The sequence below is a fragment of the Myroides sp. 1354 genome (assembly GCF_030324495.1).
In the GTDB taxonomy this organism is placed as follows: domain Bacteria; phylum Bacteroidota; class Bacteroidia; order Flavobacteriales; family Flavobacteriaceae; genus Flavobacterium.
The window spans coordinates 45346-70100 of sequence record NZ_JACAGN010000018.1 but is presented as its reverse complement, the minus strand read 5'-3'; the positions used below and the strand labels follow the sequence as shown (position 1 = coordinate 70100).

At 35.9% G+C, this 24755-nt stretch carries 24 protein-coding genes and 1 other RNA gene; 9 read left to right on the top strand and 16 right to left on the bottom strand.

Annotated elements, in window-relative coordinates; translation table 11 throughout:
* Positions 1–309: 309 nt before the first annotated feature.
* From HX004_RS15375 to HX004_RS15330, 10 genes are all read right to left on the bottom strand, one after another.
* Positions 310–1035 carry a hypothetical protein gene (locus HX004_RS15375; protein WP_286443484.1) on the bottom strand — a complete coding sequence of 242 codons (726 nt, stop codon included), beginning with the start codon at positions 1033–1035 and terminating at the stop codon, positions 310–312.
* Between the two features lie 213 nt (positions 1036–1248).
* On the bottom strand, positions 1249–1911 hold the full coding sequence (locus HX004_RS15370) for a response regulator transcription factor (protein WP_286443483.1): 663 nt from the start codon (positions 1909–1911) through the stop codon (positions 1249–1251).
* Positions 1901–2677 (bottom strand): sensor histidine kinase, encoded by a 777-nt coding sequence (locus tag HX004_RS15365; protein WP_286443482.1) that lies wholly within the window; start codon positions 2675–2677, stop codon positions 1901–1903. The genes HX004_RS15370 and HX004_RS15365 overlap by 11 nt, the downstream gene beginning before the upstream one ends.
* Positions 2647–3291, bottom strand: a complete 645-nt coding sequence (locus tag HX004_RS15360) for a hypothetical protein (protein WP_286443481.1) — start codon at positions 3289–3291, stop codon at positions 2647–2649. Before HX004_RS15360 ends, HX004_RS15365 begins: the two co-directional genes overlap by 31 nt.
* A 27-nt stretch (positions 3292–3318) precedes the next feature.
* Positions 3319–3990 (bottom strand): hypothetical protein, encoded by a 672-nt coding sequence (locus HX004_RS15355; RefSeq protein WP_286443480.1) that lies wholly within the window; start codon positions 3988–3990, stop codon positions 3319–3321.
* A 176-nt stretch (positions 3991–4166) separates the two neighbouring features.
* Positions 4167–6398: a CotH kinase family protein gene (locus HX004_RS15350; protein ID WP_286443479.1), complete on the bottom strand. Its 2232-nt coding sequence runs from the start codon at positions 6396–6398 to the stop codon at positions 4167–4169.
* A 237-nt stretch (positions 6399–6635) separates the two neighbouring features.
* Positions 6636–7505 (bottom strand): DUF3592 domain-containing protein, encoded by an 870-nt coding sequence (locus HX004_RS15345; RefSeq protein ID WP_286443478.1) that lies wholly within the window; start codon positions 7503–7505, stop codon positions 6636–6638.
* 2 nt (positions 7506–7507) lie between these two features.
* Complete coding sequence (locus tag HX004_RS15340) at positions 7508–8323, bottom strand: hypothetical protein (RefSeq protein WP_286443477.1); 816 nt, start codon at positions 8321–8323, stop codon at positions 7508–7510.
* A gap of 144 nt (positions 8324–8467) precedes the next feature.
* The gene (locus HX004_RS15335) at positions 8468–9199 is read right to left on the bottom strand and encodes a hypothetical protein (protein WP_286443476.1); all 732 of its coding nucleotides are present in this window, start codon (positions 9197–9199) and stop codon (positions 8468–8470) included.
* A 53-nt stretch (positions 9200–9252) separates the two neighbouring features.
* Positions 9253–9663, bottom strand: coding sequence for an acyl-CoA thioesterase (locus tag HX004_RS15330; protein ID WP_286443475.1), 411 nt, complete (start codon positions 9661–9663; stop codon positions 9253–9255).
* Positions 9664–9851: 188 nt separating this feature from the next.
* On the opposite strand from HX004_RS15330, the gene dnaA reads away from it, so the two are divergent.
* The 4 genes from dnaA to HX004_RS15310 all read left to right on the top strand — a co-directional run bounded on the left by dnaA (position 9852) and on the right by HX004_RS15310 (position 12950).
* Complete coding sequence (gene dnaA / locus HX004_RS15325) at positions 9852–11291, top strand: chromosomal replication initiator protein DnaA (RefSeq protein ID WP_286443474.1); 1440 nt, start codon at positions 9852–9854, stop codon at positions 11289–11291.
* On the top strand, positions 11291–11749 hold the full coding sequence (locus tag HX004_RS15320) for a low molecular weight protein-tyrosine-phosphatase (protein WP_286443473.1): 459 nt from the start codon (positions 11291–11293) through the stop codon (positions 11747–11749). The genes dnaA and HX004_RS15320 overlap by 1 nt, the downstream gene beginning before the upstream one ends.
* Before the next feature lie 101 nt (positions 11750–11850).
* Positions 11851–12573 (top strand): SAM-dependent methyltransferase, encoded by a 723-nt coding sequence (locus tag HX004_RS15315; RefSeq protein WP_286443472.1) that lies wholly within the window; start codon positions 11851–11853, stop codon positions 12571–12573.
* Positions 12574–12578: 5 nt separating this feature from the next.
* On the top strand, positions 12579–12950 hold the full coding sequence (locus HX004_RS15310) for a VOC family protein (protein ID WP_286443471.1): 372 nt from the start codon (positions 12579–12581) through the stop codon (positions 12948–12950).
* Between the two features lie 52 nt (positions 12951–13002).
* Here the strand turns inward: HX004_RS15310 and HX004_RS15305 are convergent, their stop codons facing one another.
* From HX004_RS15305 to HX004_RS15290, 4 genes are all read right to left on the bottom strand, one after another.
* Positions 13003–13677: a thioredoxin family protein gene (locus HX004_RS15305; RefSeq protein WP_286443470.1), complete on the bottom strand. Its 675-nt coding sequence runs from the start codon at positions 13675–13677 to the stop codon at positions 13003–13005.
* An 11-nt stretch (positions 13678–13688) separates the two neighbouring features.
* A complete protein-coding gene (locus tag HX004_RS15300; RefSeq protein ID WP_286443469.1) occupies positions 13689–14189 on the bottom strand; it encodes a TlpA family protein disulfide reductase in 501 nt (166 codons plus the stop codon).
* 826 nt (positions 14190–15015) lie between these two features.
* On the bottom strand, positions 15016–15336 hold the full coding sequence (locus HX004_RS15295) for a DUF6787 family protein (protein WP_286443468.1): 321 nt from the start codon (positions 15334–15336) through the stop codon (positions 15016–15018).
* 103 nt (positions 15337–15439) lie between these two features.
* On the bottom strand, positions 15440–16465 hold the full coding sequence (locus HX004_RS15290) for a threonine aldolase family protein (RefSeq protein ID WP_286443467.1): 1026 nt from the start codon (positions 16463–16465) through the stop codon (positions 15440–15442).
* Between the two features lie 46 nt (positions 16466–16511).
* On the opposite strand from HX004_RS15290, the gene prfB reads away from it, so the two are divergent.
* Positions 16512–17607 (top strand): peptide chain release factor 2 gene (gene prfB / locus HX004_RS15285; RefSeq protein WP_286443466.1). Its coding sequence is split into 2 segments (ribosomal slippage): positions 16512–16574 and positions 16576–17607, totalling 1095 coding nucleotides; the frame shifts between segments, so codons are not numbered across the junction.
* 9 nt (positions 17608–17616) lie between these two features.
* Positions 17617–17796, top strand: a complete 180-nt coding sequence (locus HX004_RS15280) for a hypothetical protein (protein WP_286443465.1) — start codon at positions 17617–17619, stop codon at positions 17794–17796.
* A gap of 4 nt (positions 17797–17800) precedes the next feature.
* Here HX004_RS15280 and HX004_RS15275 read toward each other — a convergent pair whose 3' ends face one another.
* Positions 17801–18568: an XRE family transcriptional regulator gene (locus tag HX004_RS15275; protein WP_286443464.1), complete on the bottom strand. Its 768-nt coding sequence runs from the start codon at positions 18566–18568 to the stop codon at positions 17801–17803.
* 83 nt (positions 18569–18651) lie between these two features.
* Between HX004_RS15275 and dinB the strand changes: the two genes are divergently transcribed.
* A complete protein-coding gene (gene dinB, locus HX004_RS15270; RefSeq protein WP_286443463.1) occupies positions 18652–19809 on the top strand; it encodes a DNA polymerase IV in 1158 nt (385 codons plus the stop codon).
* A 2-nt stretch (positions 19810–19811) separates the two neighbouring features.
* Complete coding sequence (locus tag HX004_RS15265; RefSeq protein WP_286443462.1) at positions 19812–22751, top strand: DNA polymerase III subunit alpha; 2940 nt, start codon at positions 19812–19814, stop codon at positions 22749–22751.
* A 289-nt stretch (positions 22752–23040) separates the two neighbouring features.
* On the opposite strand, the gene ffs is transcribed toward HX004_RS15265, so the two are convergent.
* An RNA gene (gene ffs, locus HX004_RS15260) (signal recognition particle sRNA small type) lies at positions 23041–23139 on the bottom strand.
* A gap of 88 nt (positions 23140–23227) precedes the next feature.
* Between ffs and HX004_RS15255 the strand changes: the two genes are divergently transcribed.
* Positions 23228–24304, top strand: a complete 1077-nt coding sequence (locus HX004_RS15255; protein ID WP_286443461.1) for a glutaminyl-peptide cyclotransferase — start codon at positions 23228–23230, stop codon at positions 24302–24304.
* Positions 24305–24755: the final 451 nt, after the last annotated feature.

Here is a 24755-nt window from a genome sequence, read left to right as displayed (position 1 = left end):
ACTCCGTTTCCTAGCTTTGGGGCTTAAGCCCCAAAGCTAGGAAACGGAAACTGACACAGTTTGTGTTACACTCCCTTGGCTACAAAAAAAAAGGACATCGTAAGATGTCCTTTTTCCATTTTTCGATGTTCCTGTGTAATCCATAGTCTATTCAGACTATTTTTTACTTCTTCCTAAAAAATGGGTATTCTCTTTTTCATGCTATTTTCTACATTTCATTGGATAAAAAAAATAAATTTCACTATCTATTTCCTTGTAGAACCCCTTAATTAAGCATGCAAAGGCCTCCATTTTTATTGATTACAGTCTTTAAAAAATAACATATTGCCCTTTAGGAAAATCGAATAAATCTTCGTACTCTCGGTCTGATAAAACCGTTCCAAATCTTTTCATCAAATTGTTAATCAACCTATTATAGTCGATATTAAAAACTGAAAAATGATATTGTATTTCGTATTTATGTTCCGTAAGAATTTTAGCTAATTGCAAAACTTTAGCTTCTTCTAACGGATTATTTAGTTTATTTTTTATTGCAAATTGAACATCTATTTTATTCAATAAAAGTGCTTTGTCATAACCTTGAACTTTTTTCAATTCGTCCATATTGGCTAGATTTTCAAATTCCATTTCAAAACCACCTCCAATACCATAAGCCCCATACATAAAATGAGAGGCCCAATATCCTTTTGCATCACGTACTAACTTTAAGCTACCTGCTCCTTTGAGTATTCTATTCGCCGCTTGATGACATACACCGGTGATACCATAGATAATACCTGCTTGCCCAAAGGGTTCAGATGCTCTATTAGCATTTTCGAAATGTCCTCTATCTGACACTAATTTAGTTCCCCCTTGATCTCGACCAAAACACCCCCATCTTGTTTCGGGATTGTGAAAAACAACATAAGTATGATCTGCGTATCGAGAAGGATCACTGGGTCCTTCAATATTTTGCCGATCTGGATAAAGTGCTATATATTCTTTTTTTGTGCGAATAGGAATAGCCCAACCCTCTATAATTGGTTCTTGATTCATTTTACTTCTATATTTTTGATACCGCTACTTGTTCTGCTTTTACCCCCTATTTTGTTTGGGATTTTACTTTTACACCTTATCCAAAGGGGCAAAAAAAATGTCTTGTTCAACATGATAGTTCACATGAACAAGACAAAGAAAGTCTAGTTAAGAAAAAAAACATTCAGTATTAACTACCAAAATTCCCCTTCCGTATTTATACGTAATCGCTCCTTATCGGATTCTATACAATTGATTCACTACGGCATACACAACGAGTCCAACGGTATTTTTCGCGCCAATGCGTTCTAATATTCGCTGTCGATGTGTTTCAACCGTTCTCTTGCTTAAAAATAACGCATCTGCGATTTCTTGGTTGGTGTATTCTTGACAAATTAATTCAATCACTTCAAGTTCTCTTGGACTAAATACAAGTTCCTCTTCGTATTTGGATTTTTTACGTTGCAAATAACCGATAATCATCGCTTGGTCTTGTTCCGTAAAAAACACCCCGTGTTCTTCTACTTTTTCAATGGCTTCAAAAAGTAATTCCTTGGACAAGTTCTTTGGTAAAAAGGAAGAAACGCCGAGTTTTACCATTTGTCCTAAATAAGTTTGGCGATAATAGGAAGACAAAACAATAATCTTTATCGCAGGGTATTTCTCTTTGACTATTTCGACAAGTTGAAATCCATTGAGGGGTTCCATTTTAATATCAATTAACAATACATCTGGAAAATCATTTTGACCCACCACAGCGAGTTGTTCCAACACAGTCTCTGGATGCCTTGTAGAAAGCGTAATATTTAATTTAGAAAAGGAAGATAACAACAAATGAAGTCCTTCTAACAAAAGTAAGTCGTCATCTACCAAACCAATGTTTATCTTATTTTTCATACTTATTTTGAATTTTAATTAGGAGAGAAGTTCCTTTGCCCAAAGTACTCTTCCACTTATAAATTCCAGAAAGGGAATGCACGCGATATTCAATATTCTTCATTCCCATTCCTTTTTCCACCTCAGCAAGATTGAAACCATTTCCATTGTCTTGCAGTACAATTGCCAAATAGCGATCTGTTTGTCGGATATACAACCTCAATTGAGTTGCAGCAGCGTATTTTATCACATTATTGATAAACTCTTGCACAATGCGATAAATTTGTATTTCAATTTGTAAGTCACCTAGATTTAATTCTTCTGGCGTATAAATCTGAAAATTAATTTTTTCAAATAAATAAAGCTGAATTTCTTCCAACTTCCCCAATAAACCTAAATACTCAATCTCCACTGGATACATTTCATGTGATATATTTCTAGCGGCTTCACTTAATAAAGGCAACTGATTTAACAGAATTTCTTTACTTCGACCTTCTTTCATCTCAATGTTTTGTGCGCACATGGACAAAATATTAATGCGATTTCCGATATCATCGTGAATAATGCGACCTATTCTCTTTCGTTCTTCTTCTTGAACTTGTATCACCTTATTCAACACCTCTTTTTGATGTTGAATTTCCAATTTACCTTGCGCAATTTGGGCCTCATATATTTTTTTTTGTGCCTTGAGGTGTATTCTTGTAAAGACGACTAATAACACCACTACAAACAACAACAAGACTACAATATAAGGAATTACATATTCAAGGTTTTCATATTTTTCCATAAATAATACGTTGACATGGTATAGAGCACACCTCCTGCGAGAGCGTACAACATCCAAGTAATAAAGATTGAGCCATGAGGGATATTAACTAAAAAATCGAGCAACACAAATTGTATAAAACAAATTGTAAAATAGATAATCATCACGTGGATTAACGGTAATGTTCTAACACCTTTACTCTCTTCACCATCTTTAGATAAAATACTCAACAAAATGGTTAAAAAGAATATGGCATTAAATACTCGTCCTTTATTTATGATATAATCATTCGTATTGAAATAATGCACCCATTCATAAATATTAATCAAAACCCCTAAACTAATAGCCATTTTTGTCATTTTAGGATAGGGATTCATCTTACTTACAAATACTCCTAACAATATTAATTCCACAACATTAAAAAGGGGCAATAATCCTACATTGGAATAATTAAAGTGAATGAGTACTGTATTAGTAAAATCAAACAAAAAACACAAGATAACATATATAGCAAGTGCTTTATTGTACTTTTCCAACTTTCTAATGAGATAAAGATTAATCAAACATAGAACAAAAGTGACACAGGTGATAAATCCAGTTACAATATCTGCTACTATCAAATAGTAATCGTCCATTTCTCTTTTATAATCAATTGGTTATAATTAAATTTTATATTGAAGTAGAGCAAACTCTTCTTGATATTGTGTATTTTTGAATGGTGGACTTAATTTAGCCATATCAAAATAAGCTTGGGATTTTAATTGCATATTGGTTTGCAGAATAATCAAATCTGGAGAAGATTTTACTTCCGTAAAAGTTGTTCCCTCTTCTACTTTAACCTCTTTCATTCCGAAATGTCCCTGCATAGTAATGGATGAATCTTTAAAATTGAAATCCTCCATAGGTAAATCGAATACATCAAATACTTCATTCTTTTCTACCCAGGCTCCGATTTCCTTACTCCATCTCATTTTGCGTTCCATCGCTTCTTTTTCAGAGATTTTTGTATCATCATCTTCCCCTTTACCTTCCCCAAAAGGCGTATTTATTACCGTAAATTTTCGAATCACTTCATTCCAATCCCCTTTATAAGTATCTAAAAATGCTTTGGTATCTCGCTTTTTAGATATCATATACATGATCAATTGAGTTACGTCTTCTTTTTCCCCTTTCACAAGTTCTAAAGCTGGATAGAAATGGTAACTTGCAGAACCATCTGCATTAGGATAGTTGATATCAAAATAATCTGCTATCTTTAAAATTGAGGCAATCGCCGATTTATCTTTTTTCTCTGTTTGCCAATTTTGTAAATTTTCAAGGATTTGTTTCATCATGTATAGTAAGTGTGTTTTTGAGTTTTTAAATATACCACAAATACTATAAAATTGTAAACTGTTATTTCTTTAATTAATTTTTTAAAAAAACTACATATCAGTCTATTACCCGAATCAAATACAAAAAATAAATTAAAACTCACAATAAAAAGCGTCCGAGAGGACGCTTTTTATGTTTATTTTTTCACAAATCGTTTCACTACTCGTTTATTATCTTGATTTAATTCAATCAAATAGACTCCTTTATTTAATTGACTCACCTCAATTCCTTGATTCGCAATCTGATCTTGTTGCATGAGCTGTCCAATTGCATCAAAAATGCGGTAGGTGATTACACTTTCCGAATCTGAGGTGATGTATAGGGTGTGCTCTGTTGGATTAGGATACAGAACAAAATCTAAAGAAGTTGTTGCTTGATTTCCTTGTTCACGTTTAAAAATCGCTTTCACTTTGTAATTTCCGTTGGGATTGATTACAATTTTTGATTGGGTAGATTGAACATCTCCCTCCCATCGCACAAATCGATAACCTGGTAAGGCAATTGCTTCAATTGTTACGGGAATCGTTTTAAAATAATAGCCTTGCCAATTCTCATAATCATCTCCAACTCCTACTGTACTGCTGTTAATTTCAATTGTATTGACTTTGACAAATCCTCTTTCTTTGTCATTGATATGTGCTTTTAATCGATACTTTCCTCTCAAATTAAAAAAGGCTTGTAGGTGTTGATCTTGATAATTGGGTCTTAAACGAGCAAATTCTCTCAATTGTTCCACGCGATTTTCCCAGTTTTGCATGGAAGTAAGTAAATTCCATCGCTCAATGTATTTAGGCATTTCTGGTCGAATATTATCTTGCATGGAATTGATTAACGCAATAACGTGTTGTTCTTTATAGCAGGTATTCATCAAATCGGCAAATCGATTGATGAAGTACTTCTTATACGTATCATTCTTTAATAGGGATTGAAGAATCTGATCTGTACTTCCAACTGCTGCGGTCAATGTATTGTGGTTATAGGAATGATTGATCCACTCATCAATTCCATTAAACCCTGCATCTAAATCTTTAAACAACCAGCGAAATCTTCCATCCTGTCCATAAGGAGCATCCGGAGTATAGTCCACTCGCTTTCTAAAATAGACATTGTTGTTATGAGGCCAATCAAAATTAGCTGCGTAAATTTCAGCAATTTGGAAATCGGTAAAATTAACCTCATCAATATACGTTAAAGCCTTTTGGTAATGCTTCTTCTTTTTTAGGTTTTTCGTTTGAAAAAAATCTAACACCAAACGATATTGTACGCTATCCCCTACCTCAACTAAGGCATCATTCTCTAAGAAATCTAACTCTCGTTCTTTGATGTCATAGACCCTTTCAAAATATTTCTCATCATATCGTTCTCGTAAATTCATCAAGCCATAATATTCCCCATTGACAAAAGTGATGACGGGTTGATATTTTTGCGTTGAAAAATTCAAGTGTTCATTGAGTTTTTGAATAAAGGCATCCCTAAACATTGTTCGATAGGTATCATTTCCGGAGTTTCTCACAATTAAACGCTTAAAGCTGTCGTAGGGATACTCATCAAAGAAATTGTACTTTAAGTCTTTCTTGCCGTAATCTGATTTAGCATACATGCGGTAGGATCTATTTTTAAAAAATCGAGAACCATTTCCGTGGTTTCGTATTCCAACGGTTTGATTAATCTTCTCTCCTCCCTGCGCTAGATAAACAAAGTTAACAGGAACTTCAGATGCTGAACCACTGGCCCAATAATTCGCTGTGACGGTTGTTTCATACTCATCCACTAATGGGTTTGCTATTCTCCATTCATCAAAGGTCTTTCCCGCAACCCATAGTCCTTTTTCGTAACCAAACAACTGATCATCATCTACGTTAATATTCACAATTGGAAAGGAATATTGTTTGTTAATCAAATACACTCTAGTTGCTGTTTCGGAAAAATGCTGATTGTCTACATAGGCTTTAGCTCGAATAACAAAGCTTTTGTCAATCGGATTCGGCGGAAAATAGGGTTGATATTCGTACGTAGTTGATATATTGGCGATTCGATTGGGTTCCATGGTTCGATCATAGACCGCAATAGGGGCTGTATAAACAAAAGAACGCAGGGTATCTTGGTACATTTCAAAAGGCAGTTGTCCTCCGCGTTGAGGATACTGGGTTTTGTAATTAAATGCCTTTCCATTCAAATTCTCCAGAGTAGGTTCAGACCCATCCAGGGTGTAAACGATTTGTACACTGGGGTTTTCATGGCTGAGATTCAGGGTAAATGCCTGTTGGTAAAAACCGCTATCTGCGGAAAAAACAGGGGGCTTTACTTGTTGCCCAAATAGGGATAGCGTCAAGCTAAACACGAATACTAGATAACAATTTTTCATCATACTTTAATTTTTTAAGATTAAAATTTTATCTTAAAATTAAAATATTAACATAAATAAACCTATTATTTATATTTTAAATCAAAACTATTTAATCAATTAACAAGTAAAACAAAAGGATAAGACACTAAATTTCTTTTGATCTTGACGTTGGCGGTTTGGGGATTGAATTGTTTTAATCTCTAAAGGATGGGGTTAAAAGTCTTTTAGAACGTTAACAAAGTTTCCATTTACTTCATCTCAATTCCGCTTCACCCAACTACTCTCCTTTTTCTTTTTAGGCACAGTCTTAGCTCCCCAGCTACTTGGACCTGTTTTTACCCATACCCTATCATGGGTGAGAATCATTTTGATATACCCCCAGATTCCAAGCGTTAGAATTACAATAAAAAAGACAAGAAGCCCCGTTGCAAAGAGCGGCATTTCATTGCCATAGAAGAACGCGTAAATCAACAAAGCATCAAAGAGTATCATTACTAGTGGAACAAAGAAATTGACCCCTACAGCCTTCACTATCTTCAGGTAGTAATCCATCTTGTAGTTCAAGCCGTACAGCAATACTCCCCAAAAGGCAAACACCAAAACGATAATCATAATCAATGCCCCAAAGAACAAAGCATACGTATTAAAGCCGAAACTCATACTATCACCTGTTTGTGCATTGTAATATACGATAACCGTATCCCCTATCCTTGGTTGATGACTAGACGAATAAGACAAAGTATGTTCAACCCGTTCACCAGAAGTAGTAAAAAATTCAACCGTAGGTGTAAACATTGTGGTGGTGGTACCCGCATCTGCATCGTGACTTTCGTAGGAAGAATACGATACGACTTGACTCATATAACGCTCGCTATCCATCAACTGTTTCGTTGTTTTGCGCAAAGAAGACGCCATTGCTAGGGTAATAGAAATAGTCATAACCATCAAAATAATCACCACCAGAAAAACATAGCCAAAACCCAAACAACCTAAATTACCTTTTCCAGTCTTTGCTCGGCGTTTTCCAATACTATATGTCAAATACAAACTAAAGGCAATAGCAAAAAACCAGCTCCATCCGTACGTAGTTAAACCAAGGGAAATGCCATTCAATAACGTAATTTCCATATCTAGTTATAACGCGAAGTTTGATGTTTAAACGTTCGTTTTTGGCGCTGTATCAAATCATTCTCGTGCTTTGTTGTGGGCATAGTACTCATAGGTGAATGAATCACTTCTGATGCCGTAGAATTGACAGGTGAATTCCTGATTTTTCCATTGGCGGCATGAAGGGCTAAATACGAGCGAATATCCAAAAGTCGTTTAACAATAACAAAGAGGAAGTACAAACCATAAATCAATATGAAAATAGAAAAGGCTTCCGCTTCTTCTTCATATCCAAAGATTCGATACTGGTAAAACACTGCTAAGAGATAACCAAAGAGCAACATTCGCATGGGTTTAATTAGGAAATGAATCCCTTTTCTAATGTGAATCGCTGTTTGATTTTGGATAACAGTTAATCCTTGCAAAACCGATAGTACTAAAAATGAGGCAATTCGAAAAGCGAGAAATGATAGAACGAGGATGGCATACGCAAGAAGCAAATCTTCATACGTCAACCAAAACGCAGCTCCCTCAGCATTCATAAACACGGCTTGATCTGTATCCCAGAAAAATTCTTGTGTAATTTCATCAAATCGTTCCGCTGGAACAAAGACAATATCTCCATCTGTTCGCTCAGCAGTTATACCTACAGATACAACACCGCGCTCATCCACTATTCGTTCAATGGGTCCTGCATACAATTCCCCTTTTACAAGCGCTTGTCCCATCTGAATAGGGATAGTTACTACAGAAGACACCCAAGAACTTCCTATCGAAAGTAAAATTAATACAATTGCTATTGGGAATATATTGATTTTCTTACCGCGTTTTACATTCATTTTTATCGATTTTCCTTTTTTATATTCATGCTAGAAAAGCTAATTTCAGTATTATCAGCAAGATACCACAATAAAACGTAAGGATACAAAAAAGGGATGAATTATAAAATCCATCCCTTTTTTATATGTATCGTTTTTTCTACTTTATTCACCTTTAATAAACGTGAGAAACTCATCGTAATACTGGGCTAAAAGAATTTGATATCCTTCGCTTTGATCTACTTTTATTTTATTTGTATCAGGTTGAGTAACGAAATAAATTACAAAAGCATCCACGTGATATTCCGGAATTCCCAGATCCTTCATCAGTTCCTCTCTTGGATATTGTTTATAAAAAGACGTCATATTATACTCAATCTTTTCATATTCGATCATTTGTAAATCGCGTTTACGCGTTCCGTTCAAACGATTGATAATACCATCTATAGTGATTCCCATTTTCAAATCTTGCGTCGCCATGAAGATGCGATTATTTTTATTGTATCGCTTTTCTGCTGGGGTGAGTTTTTTACCACCAAAATCCATTTCACCTTCACCAAACTCTTTTTTTACAATTACAATTTCCTCCAGTTTTTGTCCTGGTTTCACTAGTACAGGTGTAATGCGTTTGGTTTGTAAATCACCTTCATCAATGACATACAACATCGTTGCACTGTATTCACTTGAAAAACGCAAGGTATCTCCGAGATGAGTTTGAATTAAAAAATATCCCGTTTGATCGGCTTGGGTCTTCTCTTTTGTATTTTTATTTTCAATAGTAACAGGAATAATCTGTCCATTATACAATCGAACGCGTCCATCTATTAAAGTAGGTCGTTGTGCATAAGCACTTAGTCCGACACACAACATACTCAATAGCGCCAATAAATTTTTCATAATGTACTAGTTTGTTTTGATAAAGATATAATTACTTCAAAGAATAAAAAAAATTATTCCTCAGGCATTTCGTTTATTTTTTCCAATACATAAGGAGGGGGCAACGTTGGGCGTCCTGATTTCATATCTACAAACACCAACATTGAATAACCTGTTGTTAATAACTCGCCTTGTTGGTTATACAATTCATAATCAAATTCAATTTTCACACCACTACATTGTTTAAAAATTGTTCGAATACAAAGGTCTTCATCGTACTTTGCTGGCTTTTTATAATTCATAGTTAAGGACACTACGGGAAGCATAATCCCCAACTCCTCCATTCGTTTATACGAGATTCCCAAATTGCGCAACCACTCAACTCTCCCTATTTCAAAGTATTGTGCATAGTTACCGTGATATACCACTCCCATTTGATCTGTTTCTGCATAACGCACACGTACTGTGTAATCGAATTTTTTCATATTACTTTTAAATTTTATTTGACTAATTGAATTATAAATGTACTTACCATTTTTTTTTGAAAATTACAATGACTAATTCGTTTTTTTATCCCAAAAATTGTTCACATATTTGCCATCTGATTCGACACCGACATCAATCCAAAAAACATTCAAAAATAGTAACTGTTTTTTTAAAAATCTAACCAAAAATGCACGAATACAAAGACATGACAGCGCAATCTGCTTGGAATGCTTGTCTTGAATTCATAAAGGATAACATAGGCGAACAAGCATTCAAGACTTGGTTCATGCCTATTAAAGCCATTGAATTAACTGAAGATAAGCTCTATATACAAGTGCCTAGCAAATTCTTTTATGAATGGCTAGAAGAGCACTACGTAAGTATATTGAAAGTTGCGTTGACAAAAGTGTTAGGTGGCAATGCGAAGTTACTATATAAAATTCAAATGGAAAATGTATCTGGCAACAAGCAGCCATTTACAGAACAGTTACCTAGTTCACAACGAGGACCTGTAAAACCACAAGAATTGGATGTTCCAGTTCAGAATAAAAACCCTGAATTAAAAAATCCTTTTATCATACCGGGGATTCGAAATGTAAAAATTGAGTCTCAATTAAACGCTAATTATTCGTTCGACAATTTCTTAGAAGGAGATGCAAACCGCTTAGCGCGTTCTGCAGGTATGGCTGTGTCTAAAAAACCTGGAGGAACCTCATTCAACCCTTTATTGATTTTTGGTGGTGTTGGATTAGGAAAAACGCATTTAGCACATGCTATTGGTGTAGAAATCAAAGAATATTTCCCTGATAAAACCGTACTTTATATTTCTGCGGAAGTGTTTACACAACAATATGTAGACTCTGTTCGCAAACAAACAAGAAATGACTTCATCTATTTTTATCAATTAATTGATGTATTAATTGTCGATGATATTCAATTCTTATCCGGTAAGTCTGGAACACAAGATGTATTTTTCCACATCTTTAACCACTTACATCAAAATGGAAAACAAGTAATCTTAACTTCAGACAAGGCTCCTGTAGACATGCAAGATATTGAGCAACGCTTACTATCGCGCTTCAAATGGGGATTATCTGCTGAGATTCAAACACCAGATTTTGAAACTAGAGTTAAGATTGTTAAACATATTTTATACCGCGATGGTGTGACCATGCCAGAAAGCATCATCGAGTATATGGCTAAAAACGTATCGACAAACGTTCGTGAATTAGAAGGAGCTATTATTTCCTTAATCGCTCAATCTTCGTTTAACAAACAAGAAGTTACGATTGATTTAGCTCGTCAAGTCATTGAGAAATTCATCAAGCATACACAAAAAGAAATTTCAATTGACTACATCCAGAAAGTAGTTTCTGACTACTTCGAAATGGATATTGAAACATTAAAATCAAAAACGCGTAAACGCAATATTGTACAAGCAAGACAATTAGCTATGTTCTTTGCAAAGAAATACACAAAAGCGTCTTTGGCTAATATTGGTTCTCAAATAGGGAAACGCGATCATGCTACTGTACTACATGCTTGTAAAACAGTAGATAACTTATTAGAAACAGACAAGGAGTTCAAAAAATTCCACGACGATATTAACCAAAAGTTCAATATGTAATGAAAGCAAAAGTACTCATGGTTTGTTTAGGAAATATCTGTAGGTCTCCTTTGGCCGAAGGTATTTTACAAGCTAAACTTCCCCAAGAAGACTTTTTAGTAGATTCTGCGGGTACTGGAAATTGGCATGTGGGTGAATTACCTGATCAACGTTCCATTGCAGTAGCTAGTAAATACGGTATTGACTTAACGACACAAAGAGCCAGACAATTTAAAAAGAGTGATTTTACTACTTTTGATTATATTTTTGTCATGGATCAGTCGAACTACAACAACGTCATTCAATTGGCGGAAAAACCAGAAGAAGCACAAAAGGTTCGCTTGTTATTGGATGTTATTCATCCTGGTAAAAAAGCAGAAGTTCCCGATCCGTACTACGGAGGTCCTGATGGATTTGAGCATGTTTTTCAATTGGTCGATGAGGCGTGTACGCTTATCGCTAAAGAATTAAAATCTTAGTTATTTATATAATGATTCAAGGAGGAAATTGTATTTCTTCCTTTTATTTTTTCTAAACTGCTTTACTTACCTTTGTAGTTTAAACACAGTTCCAAAATATTATGGATAAAGCCACTCAAACGGGAACCTTGTATATGATTCCCACCACATTGGGAGAAAATGATCCCATGCAAGTACTTCCACAGGCAGTAAAAGACACCATCGATCGATTGGATATTTTCATTGTCGAAAATGAGAAGACAGTTCGCAAATTCATCAAGCGCATTGCACCAGAAAAGAAACAATCGGAATTAGTTCTATTTCCGTTAAATAAACACACCGATCCAGCTACGCACAAGCAGTACATACAACCTTTGTTAGAAGGTAAAGATGTAGGTGTAATCAGTGAAGCTGGTTGTCCTGGGATTGCTGATCCCGGCGCTGCTATTGTGGAACTTGCACACAAACAAAATATCCGCGTACTCCCTTTAGTCGGCCCCTCTTCTATCCTATTAGCCCTTATGGCTTCGGGAATGAATGGACAGAGTTTTGCTTTTAACGGCTATCTTCCCATTGATAAAAACGAAAAAAAGGCCGCGTTAAAAACCTTTGAACGCTTGTCTTTCGAAAAGAGTCAATCGCAAATTTTTATTGAAACTCCTTACAGAAACAATCAACTACTTCAAGATTTAATCCAAACCTTACACCCAAATACTTTAGTGTGTATCGCTTGTGATATTACGCTAGAAAGTGAATTTATACAAACCAAACCCATTTCGGCTTGGAAGCGAACTACAATTGATTTACATAAACGACCTTGTATTTTTATTTTGCATAAAAATTAATCTATATGCCAAATGCAGCCTCTTATTTTGAAATTCCAGTAACCAATATGCAACGCGCTATTGCTTTTTATAGCTATGTATTTGAGGTAAATTTTGAAGAAGATATTTTTGATGATTTAGAAATGGCCTATTTTCCTATAGATGAAACAGCTCAAGGAATTTCTGGAGCATTAGTAAAAGGAGAAATATACAAACCAACACAGGAAGGGGTTCTAATTTATCTTACCACCTCAAATATAGACAGAACTCTAACACGAACATTAGAACGCAATGCAATCACACTGTTCCCTATTCACCGTCATGAAAATGCTGGATTTGCAGTAGCTGAATTTGAAGATTCTGAAGGAAATAGAATCGGACTTTATCAGAAATTATAAAGTGATATAAAAAAACGTCCTAGCGTATTTAACATTAGGACGTTTTTTATTTTTATTTTTTCACCTTAATCGAACAACCAATAGCAACTGTTTGCGTTTGTTCAATTTTTTTCCCTGCCAACAAAGCATCTACTGCTTTTTCAACATACTTTTCAGAAACTTGACTTGCATCTTCATAGTTATCGTCAATAGCTCCGATGTATTTTACGATATTTTTACCTCCTTCTTTTTGCAAGATAAAGACATGGGGTGTTTTCGTTGCTCCATATTGCGGATAAATCTTTTGCCCTTCGTCTAACAAATAGGGAAAGGTAAATCCTTTTTCTTTTGCTCTTACTTTCATTAATTCCAATCCATCTTCGGGTTGAACAACAGGATCATTGGGATTAATTGCAATAACAGGATATCCTAATCCTTTGTATTTTTGATCTAAAGCCACAATACGCTCTTCATACGCTTGAGCATACGGACAGTGATTACACGTAAAAATTACGATGTATCCTTTTGCCTCTGCAAAATCCGTTAAACTGTGTTTTTGATTGTCTGTGCCCAACAAGTTAAAATCTGTTGCTACATCCCCTACTTTATACCCCAAAACCTCTTTGAAGTCATTTACAGGCTCGATTACCTCTTCGATCGGATCAATAGCTTCTATTTTCTTTGCGTCTTTCTTACACGCGATAAAGGCAATGCTACACAGTATTGCTAAACCTACATTTTTCAACATAATTCTATTGTTTATTGGATTAATTTTTTGAGTTCTTCATACGTCAATATTCCCTCGTGAAAATAAATTTGCTTTCCATTTTTATAAATAGCCGTAGCGGGAATAGCTCCACTCCACGTTTTATGAATGGCGGGAATCCATTCATTCATTCGCTTCACATCAGCCAATAAAACGACAGGTGGCGTTAATTGATGCTCAGCAATAAAAGGTTTTACTTTAGTTTCAAAATCACCTGAACGATCTAAACTAACCAAAACCATTTCAAAATCTATTCGCTCTTTATTCTCCTTGTACACTTGCACAAAATCAGGAAGTTCCTTCACGCAAGGAACACACCAAGTCGCCCAAAAATTGACAACGTAAATCTTATCATCTTCCTGATTTACCGCTTCTAGAAGTACATGATAATCTTCAATCACCCCTTCTAATGCAAAAGGTTCTGATTTTTTATTTTCTTGTTTACAGCTCACTGCTAATAGGAAAAGTAAAACGAGAGTTAGGTATTTATTCATGAAATTTATACTTGTTTAAACAAATATAAATTTTTTTGTTCGTTGTAAAGTTGTTTGTTGCGATGTTTTTCGTTGAGAGGATGAGTTGGTTACTTGGTAGAGTGACTGGCGTTGAATGACAGATACAATCTATCTCACCGAGTTATTATAAAATAACAAACCTCACATTTTTTTGCTCTTTGCTCTTTGCTCTTTGCTCTTTGCTCTTTGTTATTTGTTATTTGTGAAGTTGTAAATTCTCTACAAGACACAAATCGAAACGTAGTGAAAATCGTAACGCAGTGAAGATTCATCGAACACCAAAACAAAATATAAACTAAGTGAGATAGATTCATCGAATTCCAAAACAAAATATAAAATAGGTGAGATATATTCATCGAACACCAAAACCAATATAAACCCTGTGAGATATATTCATCGAACTCCAAAACAAAATATAAACTAAATGAGATAAACCTCACATTTTTTTGCTCTTTGTTATTTGTGAAGTTGTAAATTCTCTACAAGACACAAATCGAAACGTAGTAAAAATCGTAACGCAGTGAAAATCGTAACGTAGTGAAAATCGTAACGTAGTGAAGATTCATCGAACTCCAAAACAAAATATAAAATAGGTGAGATATATTCATCGAACTCCAAAACAAAATATAAACTAAGTGAGATAACCCTCACAAAGAACAACCCTCACAAAGAACAACCCTCACAAAGAACAACCCTCACAAAGAACAACCCTCACAAAGAACAAAAAAAACCACTCCTACAAAGGAATGGTTATATTATTATTGATGATCTTCCGTTAACTGATTACTGTTTACCGTTAACCAATCTATTCTTTCGTTTTTTCTTTGGGATAAAGAAACCCTAATCCCATTCGTGTCAACATTTTTTTCACAAAGTTCCAAAAGAACTCACGTTGACCAAATAAAGTTCCGATGCAAATCAGAATTACTTTATACATGGGGAAAATAATTAAAACATAGAGTATCCAATACAACAAAGGATGAGTCAATCCTCTTTCTATTCCTAAATACGTTAAGATAGGTTTCGAAATAAACGCTGCTGTTGAACCCGTAATTGCAAAGACAATTAATATAATGACAACCTGAAAATTAGAAGTAAGTCCCCAACGTTGCTTTAACTTTTCCATTTATTTATTTTAAATCTAAACAAAAGTAGTTCTTTTTTGAGTAGTAAAAAACTAATTTTTACTTAAATATAAAAGCCATTCATTCGAATGGCTTTTTATCTTTTTACAGTTCAATTTGATTGAGTGTTTCCAATACATATTCGTGCATTACTTCGCGATAATCCAAGTGAGTTACAAGGCGCAACCATCCTTTTCCGATTTCGCTAATAAGAATATTTTTTTGTTTAAGTTTATCTAAAAAAGGTTTGATATTCGCATCATCTTCCAATCGAAAAACCAATATATTGGTTTGTACAGGCAAAATTTCTTTGACCCATGTTTTCTTATTGAGTAGCATTTCTATTTGTTTGGCACGATAGTGGTCGCGTTGTAATCGACTCACATTATTTTTTAGTGCAAACAAAGCGGCAGACGTTAGGTATCCAGTTTGTCTCATTCCACCTCCCATCACTTTTCGCAAGCGAATAGCACGTTGAATCAATTCTTTAGATCCCAACAGTACAGAACCCACAGGAGCTCCTAAACTCTTAGAAAAACAAACGGAAATCGTATCAAATAAAGCACCAAACTGCGTTGGATGTTGGGATTTTGCAACTAATGCATTCCACAAACGCGCTCCATCTAAGTGCAATTTTATATTGCGAGCCTCGCATACTTCCTTAATACGTTCAATTTCATTCAATTCATAGCAAGCACCACCTCCCATATTCGTTGTATTTTCTAAACAAACTAATTTAGTTATGGGCAAATGTATATTAGTAGGATCGGTATAGTGATATAGCACATCTTCAGCCGTAATTCGCCCTCGATCTCCATCCACTAAGGCACTACTCACTCCGTGATTCACCGCAGCTCCTCCTCCTTCAAACTGATAAATATGTGAACTTCTATCGCAAATCAATTGATCTCCAGGTTGTGTATGTAATTTGATTGCAACTTGATTAGCCATAGTTCCCGAAGGAAAAAACAAGGCCGCTTCCATTCCAAACAATTCAGCAACAGCCGTTTCTAATTCATTGGTACTACCATCTTGTTTATAAACATCATCTCCTACTCTCGCTTTCAACATATAATTTAGCATTTCGGGAGTAGGCTTTGTAATTGTATCGCTAATTAAATTAATTTCCATAAATCGGCAAGAATAAGTATTTTTGCTTGTAAAAGTATTAAAAATTATGGTAACCACAGAACAACAGAAGGACATTATTGATCGCCTTGGTGCGTTAAGGAGGTATCTTTGACGTCGATAAGAAGTTAATCGAAATCGCCAACGAGGAGGAAAAAACATTTGCTCCTGACTTTTGGAACAATTCAAAAGAGGCAGAAATTATTGTCAAAAATCTAAAATCCAAGAAAAAGTGGATTGAGGATTACGAACAAGCCAAAAATTATTTGGAGGAACTTCAGGTATTAATTGAATTTTACAACGCCAAAGAAGTAACGGAGGATGAAGTTGTTGAGCAATATAAAAATACGCTGGAGTTAATTGAAAATTTAGAATTCAAAAACATGTTGTCTGACGAAGGAGACAATATGAGTGCTGTCTTACAGATTACGGCAGGTGCAGGTGGAACAGAAAGTTGTGATTGGGCTGCTATGTTGATGCGTATGTACATCATGTGGTCTGAAAACAGTGGGTATAAAGTAAAAGAGCTCAACTACCAAGCAGGTGAAGTTGCAGGCGTAAAAACCGTTACCTTAGAAATTGAAGGAGAGTTTGCTTTTGGTTATTTGAAAGGTGAAAATGGTGTACATCGTTTGGTTCGTATCTCTCCTTTCGACAGTAACGCCAAACGCCATACTTCTTTTGCTTCGGTTTATGTCTATCCATTAGCGGATGACACTATCGAAATCGAAATTAGTCCATCGGATATTTCTTGGGAAACCATGCGTTCCAGTGGTGCAGGGGGACAAAACGTAAACAAGGTAGAAACTGCAGTTCGTTTACGACACCATCCAACTGGCATTATCATTGAAAACTCTGAAACGCGTTCTCAATTAGATAATAAAATCAAAGCCATGCAGCTCTTAAAATCTCAGCTTTACGAAATTGAGTTGAAGAAAAAACAAGCCATGCGCGATGAGATTGAAGCCAATAAGAAGAAAATTGAATGGGGATCGCAAATTCGAAATTACGTGATGCATCCGTATAAATTAGTCAAAGACGTGCGTACGAGCCATGAAACAACCGATGTTGATTCAGTGATGGACGGCGAAATTGACGCTTTCTTAAAAGCGTACCTCATGATGATGGGACAACAAGAAGAATAATTAAAAAAGGTGCTAATCGAAAAGATTGAGTACCTTTTTTGTTGTTTGTCGTTTGTTGTTTGTCGTTTGTTGTTTGTCGAGCAACCGACAACGTACAACCGACAACGTACAACCGACAACGTACAACCGACAACGTACAACCAACAACGTACAACCAACAACGTACAACCAACAACGTACAATCAATAACATCTCAATTCACCTTCTTCATCACGTCTTTCAACATATGGCGAATTTCTTGAAACATCGCTTTGGTGTCAGCTTCTCCCAAATCTTCTGGTTTAAATTCTTCCGTAGCTATACTACAAGCGTATTCCCAAATTTCCAAAATATCATAGGCCTTAATGCGATAAGGCTCATAAAACGTATTATCTGAATGCAATTCATACGTTTCTTGATCAATGCGATAGACGCGTTTATACACCACTCCTTCATTTGCAGTCATGACAATATACGTACGTCCATTTCGGATATAATCGAGCTGTTCAATATAACTACCAATAATAAACGATCCCTCTTGATGTGGAGGCATAGAGTCTCCTTCAATGGGGAAAGCCCTGTACTTTCCTTCTCTCAAAAAAGGAAGAGAAATTTGATCGAGATTCTGTATAAATTCAGGATCTGCATAACCCGATAAATAGCCTGCTCTTGCTTTATGCGGGATGATTTCAATAAAATTATTCCCATTGGGATCTACCATAATAGGCAATAAAATGCGATTGTCTTCCAATTTTAATAAATCCTGCATAGGTACTTTTCTCAAATCAACTGAAATGAGTAAATCTACACTCACGTGAAAATAGCGAGAGATTTTCAACAAAACTTCCAAAGGTGGTTCAGATGCCCCTTCTTCATATTTTGAATAACGAGCGCGTGTAATAAGTAGGGAATCCGCTACTTTTTGCTGAGACAATTCTTTCTGTGCTCGCAAATACCTGATGTTATCTGATAAGTATGACATTTGCTATTATTTATAGCATCAAATATAATAATAATTGCTAACATACGTAGTAAGTTTGTTTAAAATAATTTAATATCAGGAGGATGCAACGCGCGATTGTACATTTAGATTTAGACAGCTTTTTTGTTTCTTGTGAGCGACTTACTAATCGACAACTCACTGGTATTCCTCTTATTATAGGTGGAGGAGATCGCGGAGTCGTATCGAGTTGCTCTTATGAAGCTCGCGCCTTTGGCGTGCGTTCTGCTATGCCGATTCGCATGGCCATGCGTTTATGTCCACAAGCTAAAATTATCAAAGGTGACATGAAGCTTTACAGTAAAATGTCTGCAGAAGTAACGGAAATCATTGCTGAAAAAGCCCCCGTGATGGAAAAAGCGAGTATTGATGAATTCTATCTCGACTTAACGGGGATGGATCGTTTTTATAGCACCAATCAGTGGACCTCCGAATTGGCAACAACCATCCAAAAAGAAACACATTTACCATTGAGTTATGCCTTATCTGTCAATAAGACGGTTTCTAAAATGGGAACCAACGAGGCTAAACCTGCTGGAGCACTTGTCATTCCTGAAAAAGAGGTACAGCCTTTCCTCAATCCGCTATCCATTCGCAAAATTCCCATGCTAGGGCAAGCTACTTATGATTCCCTCTCTCGTTTGGGAATTCGAACCATTGAAACCCTCTCCTCCATGCCTTCAGAAATCTTGTTTCAATTGTTAGGTAAAAATGGTTTAGATCTTTGGAGAAAAGCCAATGGTATTGACTTTACTCCTGTTGAGCCTTATCGAGAACGCAAATCCATATCAGTAGAACATACTTTTGCTCAAGATACCATCGACCTGACCTTGTTGAAAACAACCTTGTTGGGTATGGTCGAGCGACTGGCTTTTCAACTGCGTACGGAAGGTTGGCTTACCTCTGTGGTTTCCGTTAAAATTCGCTATACTAATTTCGACACCGAAACAAAACAATGCAAAATTGCCTATACCTCAGCCGATCACATCCTCAATGCCTATGTATTAGATTTATTCGAAAAGCACTACCAACGACGCATGCGTCTACGGCTAATTGGTATTAATTTCAGCGGTTTAGTACGCGGAAATTACCAAATTAATTTATTTGAAGATTCTCAGGAAATCATGGCGCTTTATGAAGCCATGGATCACATCAAAAAACAATACGGCATGCAAGCAGTTCACCGTTGCTCTAGCGCCATACTCAAATCAAAAAAGAAATAGCTATGTTGTTAAATTGTCATTCTTATTACAGTTTGCGTTTTGGCACTATTCCCCTAGCGCAATTAGTTGAAACAGCTAAAAAACTACAAATAGCCACCTTAGCCCTCACTGATATTCACACCTTTTACGGGGTGTATGATTTTATTCGCCTTTGTCAACAAGCGAATATCAAACCGCTAATTGGCGCTGAATTTCGAGTGAATCAACGGCTACAATACGTCTGCATGGCTAAAAGTCAAGCCGGTTTTACTGAAATAAATGAATATATTACCCATCACAACAAAACCAAACAAGCTTTTTTGAAACAAGCGCCTGCCTTTGCGGATGTCTTTGTCATTTATCCACTAGAGAATTGTCCTCCCACTCTAGCAGATCACGAGTATATTGGCATCAAACTAAACCAACGCAACTTATTGTATCAGGAACAATGGAAACAATGGATACACAAAATGGTCATTCTTCATCCAGTGACTATTCAACAACCGGAAGACTTTGAATTACACCGCATCCTCCAAGCCATTGATCAGAATACCCTATTGAGTAAATTGGATCCTCAAACCTGTGCTTCTCCAGATGAAATACTTCTAACAGAAGAGGAGTTATTCCGTCATTTTGAATCATTTCCAAACTTAATTGCCAATACGCAAAAAATAGCAACAGAAGCCAACTTTGCTTTTACGTTCAAAAAAAGTAGAAATAAACAGTGTTTCACTGAAAATAAAGCAAGTGATTTACAATTACTTACTTCCCTCGCTCAAGAGGGATTAACTCGAATTTATGGCGCCAATCACGAACAAGCGAAACAGCGTTTACAAAAGGAATTAGACGTTATTGAAAAGCTGTCCTTTGCCAGCTATTTTTTGATTATTTGGGATATTATCACCTACAGTACCCAACGCGGTTTTATGCATATTGGACGTGGAAGTGGTGCTAATAGTTTGGTAGGTTACTGCATTGGCATCACCAATGTATGCCCCCTAGAACTCGATTTGTACTTCGAGCGTTTTTTAAACGTAAACCGCAAATCTCCACCAGATTTTGATATTGATTGGTCTTGGACGGATCGCGATGCGATTATCGACTATATTTTTGAAACTTATGGGGAAGAACACGTCGCCTTTTGTGGAGCCATGTCGACCTTCAAAAAGCGTTCTATTGTCAGAGAAATTGGCAAAGTATACGGCTTAGCAAAAGAGGAACTTGATCAACTGAATAACCGCTATAATCCCAGCAATGACACTAACTCTATTGTACAGCTGATTCACTATTATGGTCAAATGCTAGAAGGTTTTCCCAATCAACGCACCATGCACGCTTGTGGAATTATCATTTCAGAAGAGCCAATTACGCATTTCACCGCCTTGGATTATCCTCCCAAAGGCTACGCTGTGGCTCAATTTGACATGCATATTGCGGAAGATATTGGCTTTGAGAAATTTGATATTCTCAGTCAACGCGGTATTGGACATATAAACGAAACAGTAGCGTTAATCGAACAAAATCAACAAATTACCTTGGATATTCGAGATATTACTTTATCAAAAAATGAAGCGAAATCCAATGGGTATTTACAAGCAGGAAACACCATTGGATGTTTCTATATTGAAAGCCCCGCTATGCGAGGTTTATTGAGAAAATTAAAATGTAAGGACTATAAAACATTAGTAGCAGCTTCCTCGATTATCCGACCTGGAGTTGCCCAAAGCGGTATGATGCAAGAATATATTTTTAGACATAACCATCCCAATCAATTTGACTATTTCCACGAAGTATTTAAAGATCAATTAGGGGAAACCTACGGGATTATGGTATATCAAGAGGATGTGATTAAAATTGCCCTTCACTATGGCGGTTTACCAGCTGAAGACGGCGATATCCTCCGCCGTGCCATGAGTGGAAAAAGCCGTTCAAAAGAGGGGTTACAAGCGGTGCGCCAGCGTTTTCTTGCGCTCTGTGAAGAAAAAGGACATCCTCAAGCACTGAGTGAAGAAATTTACCGTCAAATCGAATCCTTTGCAGGTTATTCTTTCTGTAAAGCTCATTCCGCTTCTTATGCTATTGAAAGTTATCAAAGCTTATATCTAAAGGCACATTATCCCTTGGAATTTATTGTGGCTGTTATCAACAACCAAGGAGGATTTTATCGCACTGAAGTCTATGTACACGAAGCTAAAATGTCGGGCGCACGCGTATTTCCTCCTTGTATCAACCGCAGCAATCAAGGAGCAACTTTGAGAAAACGAGATATTTTCTTGGGGTTTCAATTGGTCAAAAACTTAAATACAACGCTAATCGAAACCATATTGACAGAACGTCAACAAAATGGAAATTACACCTCGTTAGCTAATTTTATTCAACGGGTAACAATCAATCTCGAAGCCTTGGAAACACTTATCTTTATTGGAGCTTTTCAATTTACAGGGCTTCAAAAGAATGAATTGCTGATTCAAGCCAAATTATTGTACAATAAAAATAAATCTAACCCGACCTGGCAATTGTTACAAGAACCTATCAAATCCTTTACATTCCCTCAATTGAAACGAACGCCAGCCGAAGATGCCTTTGACGAATTGGAATATTTAGGTTTTCCGATTACCTCAAGTCCGTTTGATCTATTACAAACGAAATTTAGAGGCGAAATTACAACCAAGGACTTTCTCTACCACAAAGATAAAACGACGCGCTTAGTGGGCTATTTAATCGCGTTAAAGCCGATTCAAATCAAAAGTGGGTTAATGTATTTCGGCACCTGGATTGATTCAAATGGAGATTATTTTGACAGTGTACACTTTCCGCATAGCTTACAACAATATCCCTTTCAAGGAAGTGGATGCTATTTGTTATTGGGAAATATTCAAATCGAATACGACGTTCCTACTTTACACATGCTCAAAATGGCCAAACTTCCTTATATGCCCGATCCGAGATATGTTAACAGTTAACGGTTAACGGTTATCAGATGAATTTTCTGATCTAAGGGTATATTTTCTTTAATAGATAATCTAACGAAAAAGCAAATCTAAGGGTTATCAGTTAACGGTTATCAGATAAATTTTCTGATTTAAGGGTGTATTTTCTTTCATTGATAATCTGACGAGAAAGCAAATAGAATCCAAAAGAATCCAGTAGGGGCAAATGGCAATTTGCCCTATATATTGAAAAATTGAAAAAAAGAAGTCCCTTATTTTTAGACAAAAAAAAATCCCCTATAAAGGAGATCACATAAGAAAAAAATGGCAAGCTACCTACATCGCACCGCTACAACCACATACCTTTGCTGCGTTCCCACCCTGGAGGATTCTGCAGGAGCTGGTCGTGTAGGACTTGCCGTTGCAAATATACAACCATTTTATATTTTTCCAAGTGTTTACAACTATTATAATAACTTTTGTATATTGTAATAAAATTAAAATGACCGATGAAAAGATCTAACATGCTTATACCCTTAGCCTTATCTCTTGCTATTTTCAGCTGTGCTGAAAAAAATAATTTAGAAAAAAATGTAATTTCTTTAAATACATCCGAATTAAAACAAGTTTACAACGATAAAGAGGCTATAAAATTAAGCTTAAACCTTGCCCCAAACACCGAGCTTGACTCTGTAGTTTATCACTTAAACGATACTCGTTTAGGTGCAGTAAAGGGAAATGAAGTACTAACAGCTCCTTTAAAAGGACAAAAATTTGGGCAATATGTAATCAAAGGAACCGCCTATAAGAATAAAGAAAGTATTGATGTTTCCTCTCATGTAGCTATTCTTTCTTCCGTTGCTCCTCAAATAATGAATTACACCATTGTCAATACTATTCCTCATGATATCAAAGCGTATACACAAGGATTGGAATTCCACAATGGAATCTTATTCGAAAGTACAGGTAATGGCGAAGGAATAGGAACGAGAACCAAAGGGGTATCCAGTGTACGTCAAATCAACCCTAAAACAGGTGAAGTAATCAAGATTAAAGAGCTTCCTGCTGAAATCTTTGGCGAAGGTTGTACGATTCTCAACAATAAATTGTACCAATTGACCTATAAAAACAATGAGGCTTATGTGTACAATCCCGATACATTCGAAAAGATTGCCACAATCCCCTACTTCAAAAAAACAGAGGGCTGGGGCTTGTGTAACGATGGTACCCACCTTTATATGACAGATGGTTCTGAAAAGATTTACAAATTAAATCCAGATACTTTCGAGAAAATAGATGACATTACCGTTGCTGCACAACGCGAAATCCTAGTAAACATCAATGAATTAGAATGGGTAAATGGCAAAATTTACGCTAACTTCTATGGTAAAAGTGGTGTAGCTGTTATTGACCCAACAACTGGATCTGTAGAAGGAGTTATCGATCTTTCTCAACTGTATGATTTGGTAGAAAGACACGCTGACTTAGACGTACTAAATGGCATCGCCTACAATGCAAAAACAGATACATTCTTCGTTACTGGAAAGAACTGGAATAAAATGTTTGAAATTAAACTTATTAAATAGGGAAAGAAGAAATCGAAGCAGAGCGGAGATTCATCGAACACCAAAACAAATAGTAACTCTATGAGATAAAGGGAAAAGGGTGAATTTCTCAAATGAAAATACTTCATTCTTTACATAACCTATTTCACCTAATAAAGAAGAGGATCGTCATACATGACGATCCTCTTCTTTATTAGACTTCTTCTTTTTGTTTTTTTGTTTTTTTGTTTTTTTGTAAAGTTGTGAGATTCTAATTTAAAAGATAGCATTTACTTCCTACAGAAAATTCACTCTCCTTTTGGCGTTTTTGTTTTTTTGCCTTTTTGTAAAGTTGTGAGATTCTCATTTAAAAAGTAGAATTTACTTTCTACAGAAAATTCACTCTCCTTTTGGCTTTTTTGTTTTTTTGCCTTTTTGTGAAGTTGTAAGATTCTCATTTAAAAAGTAGAATTTACTTCCTTCAGAAAATTCA

What these genes read in the sequence shown, in the direction of transcription:
- HX004_RS15315 (WP_286443472.1), top strand. Translation starts at nt 11,851, where the DNA reads ATGGATAAAGCCACTCAAACGGGAACCTTGTATATGATTCCCACCACA.
- dnaA (WP_286443474.1), top strand. Translation starts at nt 9,852, where the DNA reads ATGCACGAATACAAAGACATGACAGCGCAATCTGCTTGGAATGCTTGT.
- HX004_RS15360 (WP_286443481.1), bottom strand. Translation starts at nt 3,291, where the DNA reads ATGGACGATTACTATTTGATAGTAGCAGATATTGTAACTGGATTTATC.
- HX004_RS15295 (WP_286443468.1), bottom strand. Translation starts at nt 15,336, where the DNA reads ATGGAAAAGTTAAAGCAACGTTGGGGACTTACTTCTAATTTTCAGGTT.
- HX004_RS15345 (WP_286443478.1), bottom strand. Translation starts at nt 7,505, where the DNA reads ATGGAAATTACGTTATTGAATGGCATTTCCCTTGGTTTAACTACGTAC.
- HX004_RS15300 (WP_286443469.1), bottom strand. Translation starts at nt 14,189, where the DNA reads ATGAATAAATACCTAACTCTCGTTTTACTTTTCCTATTAGCAGTGAGC.
- HX004_RS15290 (WP_286443467.1), bottom strand. Translation starts at nt 16,465, where the DNA reads ATGGAAATTAATTTAATTAGCGATACAATTACAAAGCCTACTCCCGAA.
- HX004_RS15305 (WP_286443470.1), bottom strand. Translation starts at nt 13,677, where the DNA reads ATGTTGAAAAATGTAGGTTTAGCAATACTGTGTAGCATTGCCTTTATC.
- HX004_RS15320 (WP_286443473.1), top strand. Translation starts at nt 11,291, where the DNA reads ATGAAAGCAAAAGTACTCATGGTTTGTTTAGGAAATATCTGTAGGTCT.
- HX004_RS15275 (WP_286443464.1), bottom strand. Translation starts at nt 18,568, where the DNA reads ATGTCATACTTATCAGATAACATCAGGTATTTGCGAGCACAGAAAGAA.
- HX004_RS15355 (WP_286443480.1), bottom strand. Translation starts at nt 3,990, where the DNA reads ATGATGAAACAAATCCTTGAAAATTTACAAAATTGGCAAACAGAGAAA.
- HX004_RS15340 (WP_286443477.1), bottom strand. Translation starts at nt 8,323, where the DNA reads ATGAATGTAAAACGCGGTAAGAAAATCAATATATTCCCAATAGCAATT.
- HX004_RS15375 (WP_286443484.1), bottom strand. Translation starts at nt 1,035, where the DNA reads ATGAATCAAGAACCAATTATAGAGGGTTGGGCTATTCCTATTCGCACA.
- HX004_RS15365 (WP_286443482.1), bottom strand. Translation starts at nt 2,677, where the DNA reads ATGGAAAAATATGAAAACCTTGAATATGTAATTCCTTATATTGTAGTC.
- HX004_RS15310 (WP_286443471.1), top strand. Translation starts at nt 12,579, where the DNA reads ATGCCAAATGCAGCCTCTTATTTTGAAATTCCAGTAACCAATATGCAA.
- HX004_RS15330 (WP_286443475.1), bottom strand. Translation starts at nt 9,663, where the DNA reads ATGAAAAAATTCGATTACACAGTACGTGTGCGTTATGCAGAAACAGAT.
- HX004_RS15255 (WP_286443461.1), top strand. Translation starts at nt 23,228, where the DNA reads ATGAAAAGATCTAACATGCTTATACCCTTAGCCTTATCTCTTGCTATT.
- HX004_RS15265 (WP_286443462.1), top strand. Translation starts at nt 19,812, where the DNA reads ATGTTGTTAAATTGTCATTCTTATTACAGTTTGCGTTTTGGCACTATT.
- dinB (WP_286443463.1), top strand. Translation starts at nt 18,652, where the DNA reads ATGCAACGCGCGATTGTACATTTAGATTTAGACAGCTTTTTTGTTTCT.
- HX004_RS15350 (WP_286443479.1), bottom strand. Translation starts at nt 6,398, where the DNA reads ATGATGAAAAATTGTTATCTAGTATTCGTGTTTAGCTTGACGCTATCC.
- HX004_RS15370 (WP_286443483.1), bottom strand. Translation starts at nt 1,911, where the DNA reads ATGAAAAATAAGATAAACATTGGTTTGGTAGATGACGACTTACTTTTG.
- HX004_RS15335 (WP_286443476.1), bottom strand. Translation starts at nt 9,199, where the DNA reads ATGAAAAATTTATTGGCGCTATTGAGTATGTTGTGTGTCGGACTAAGT.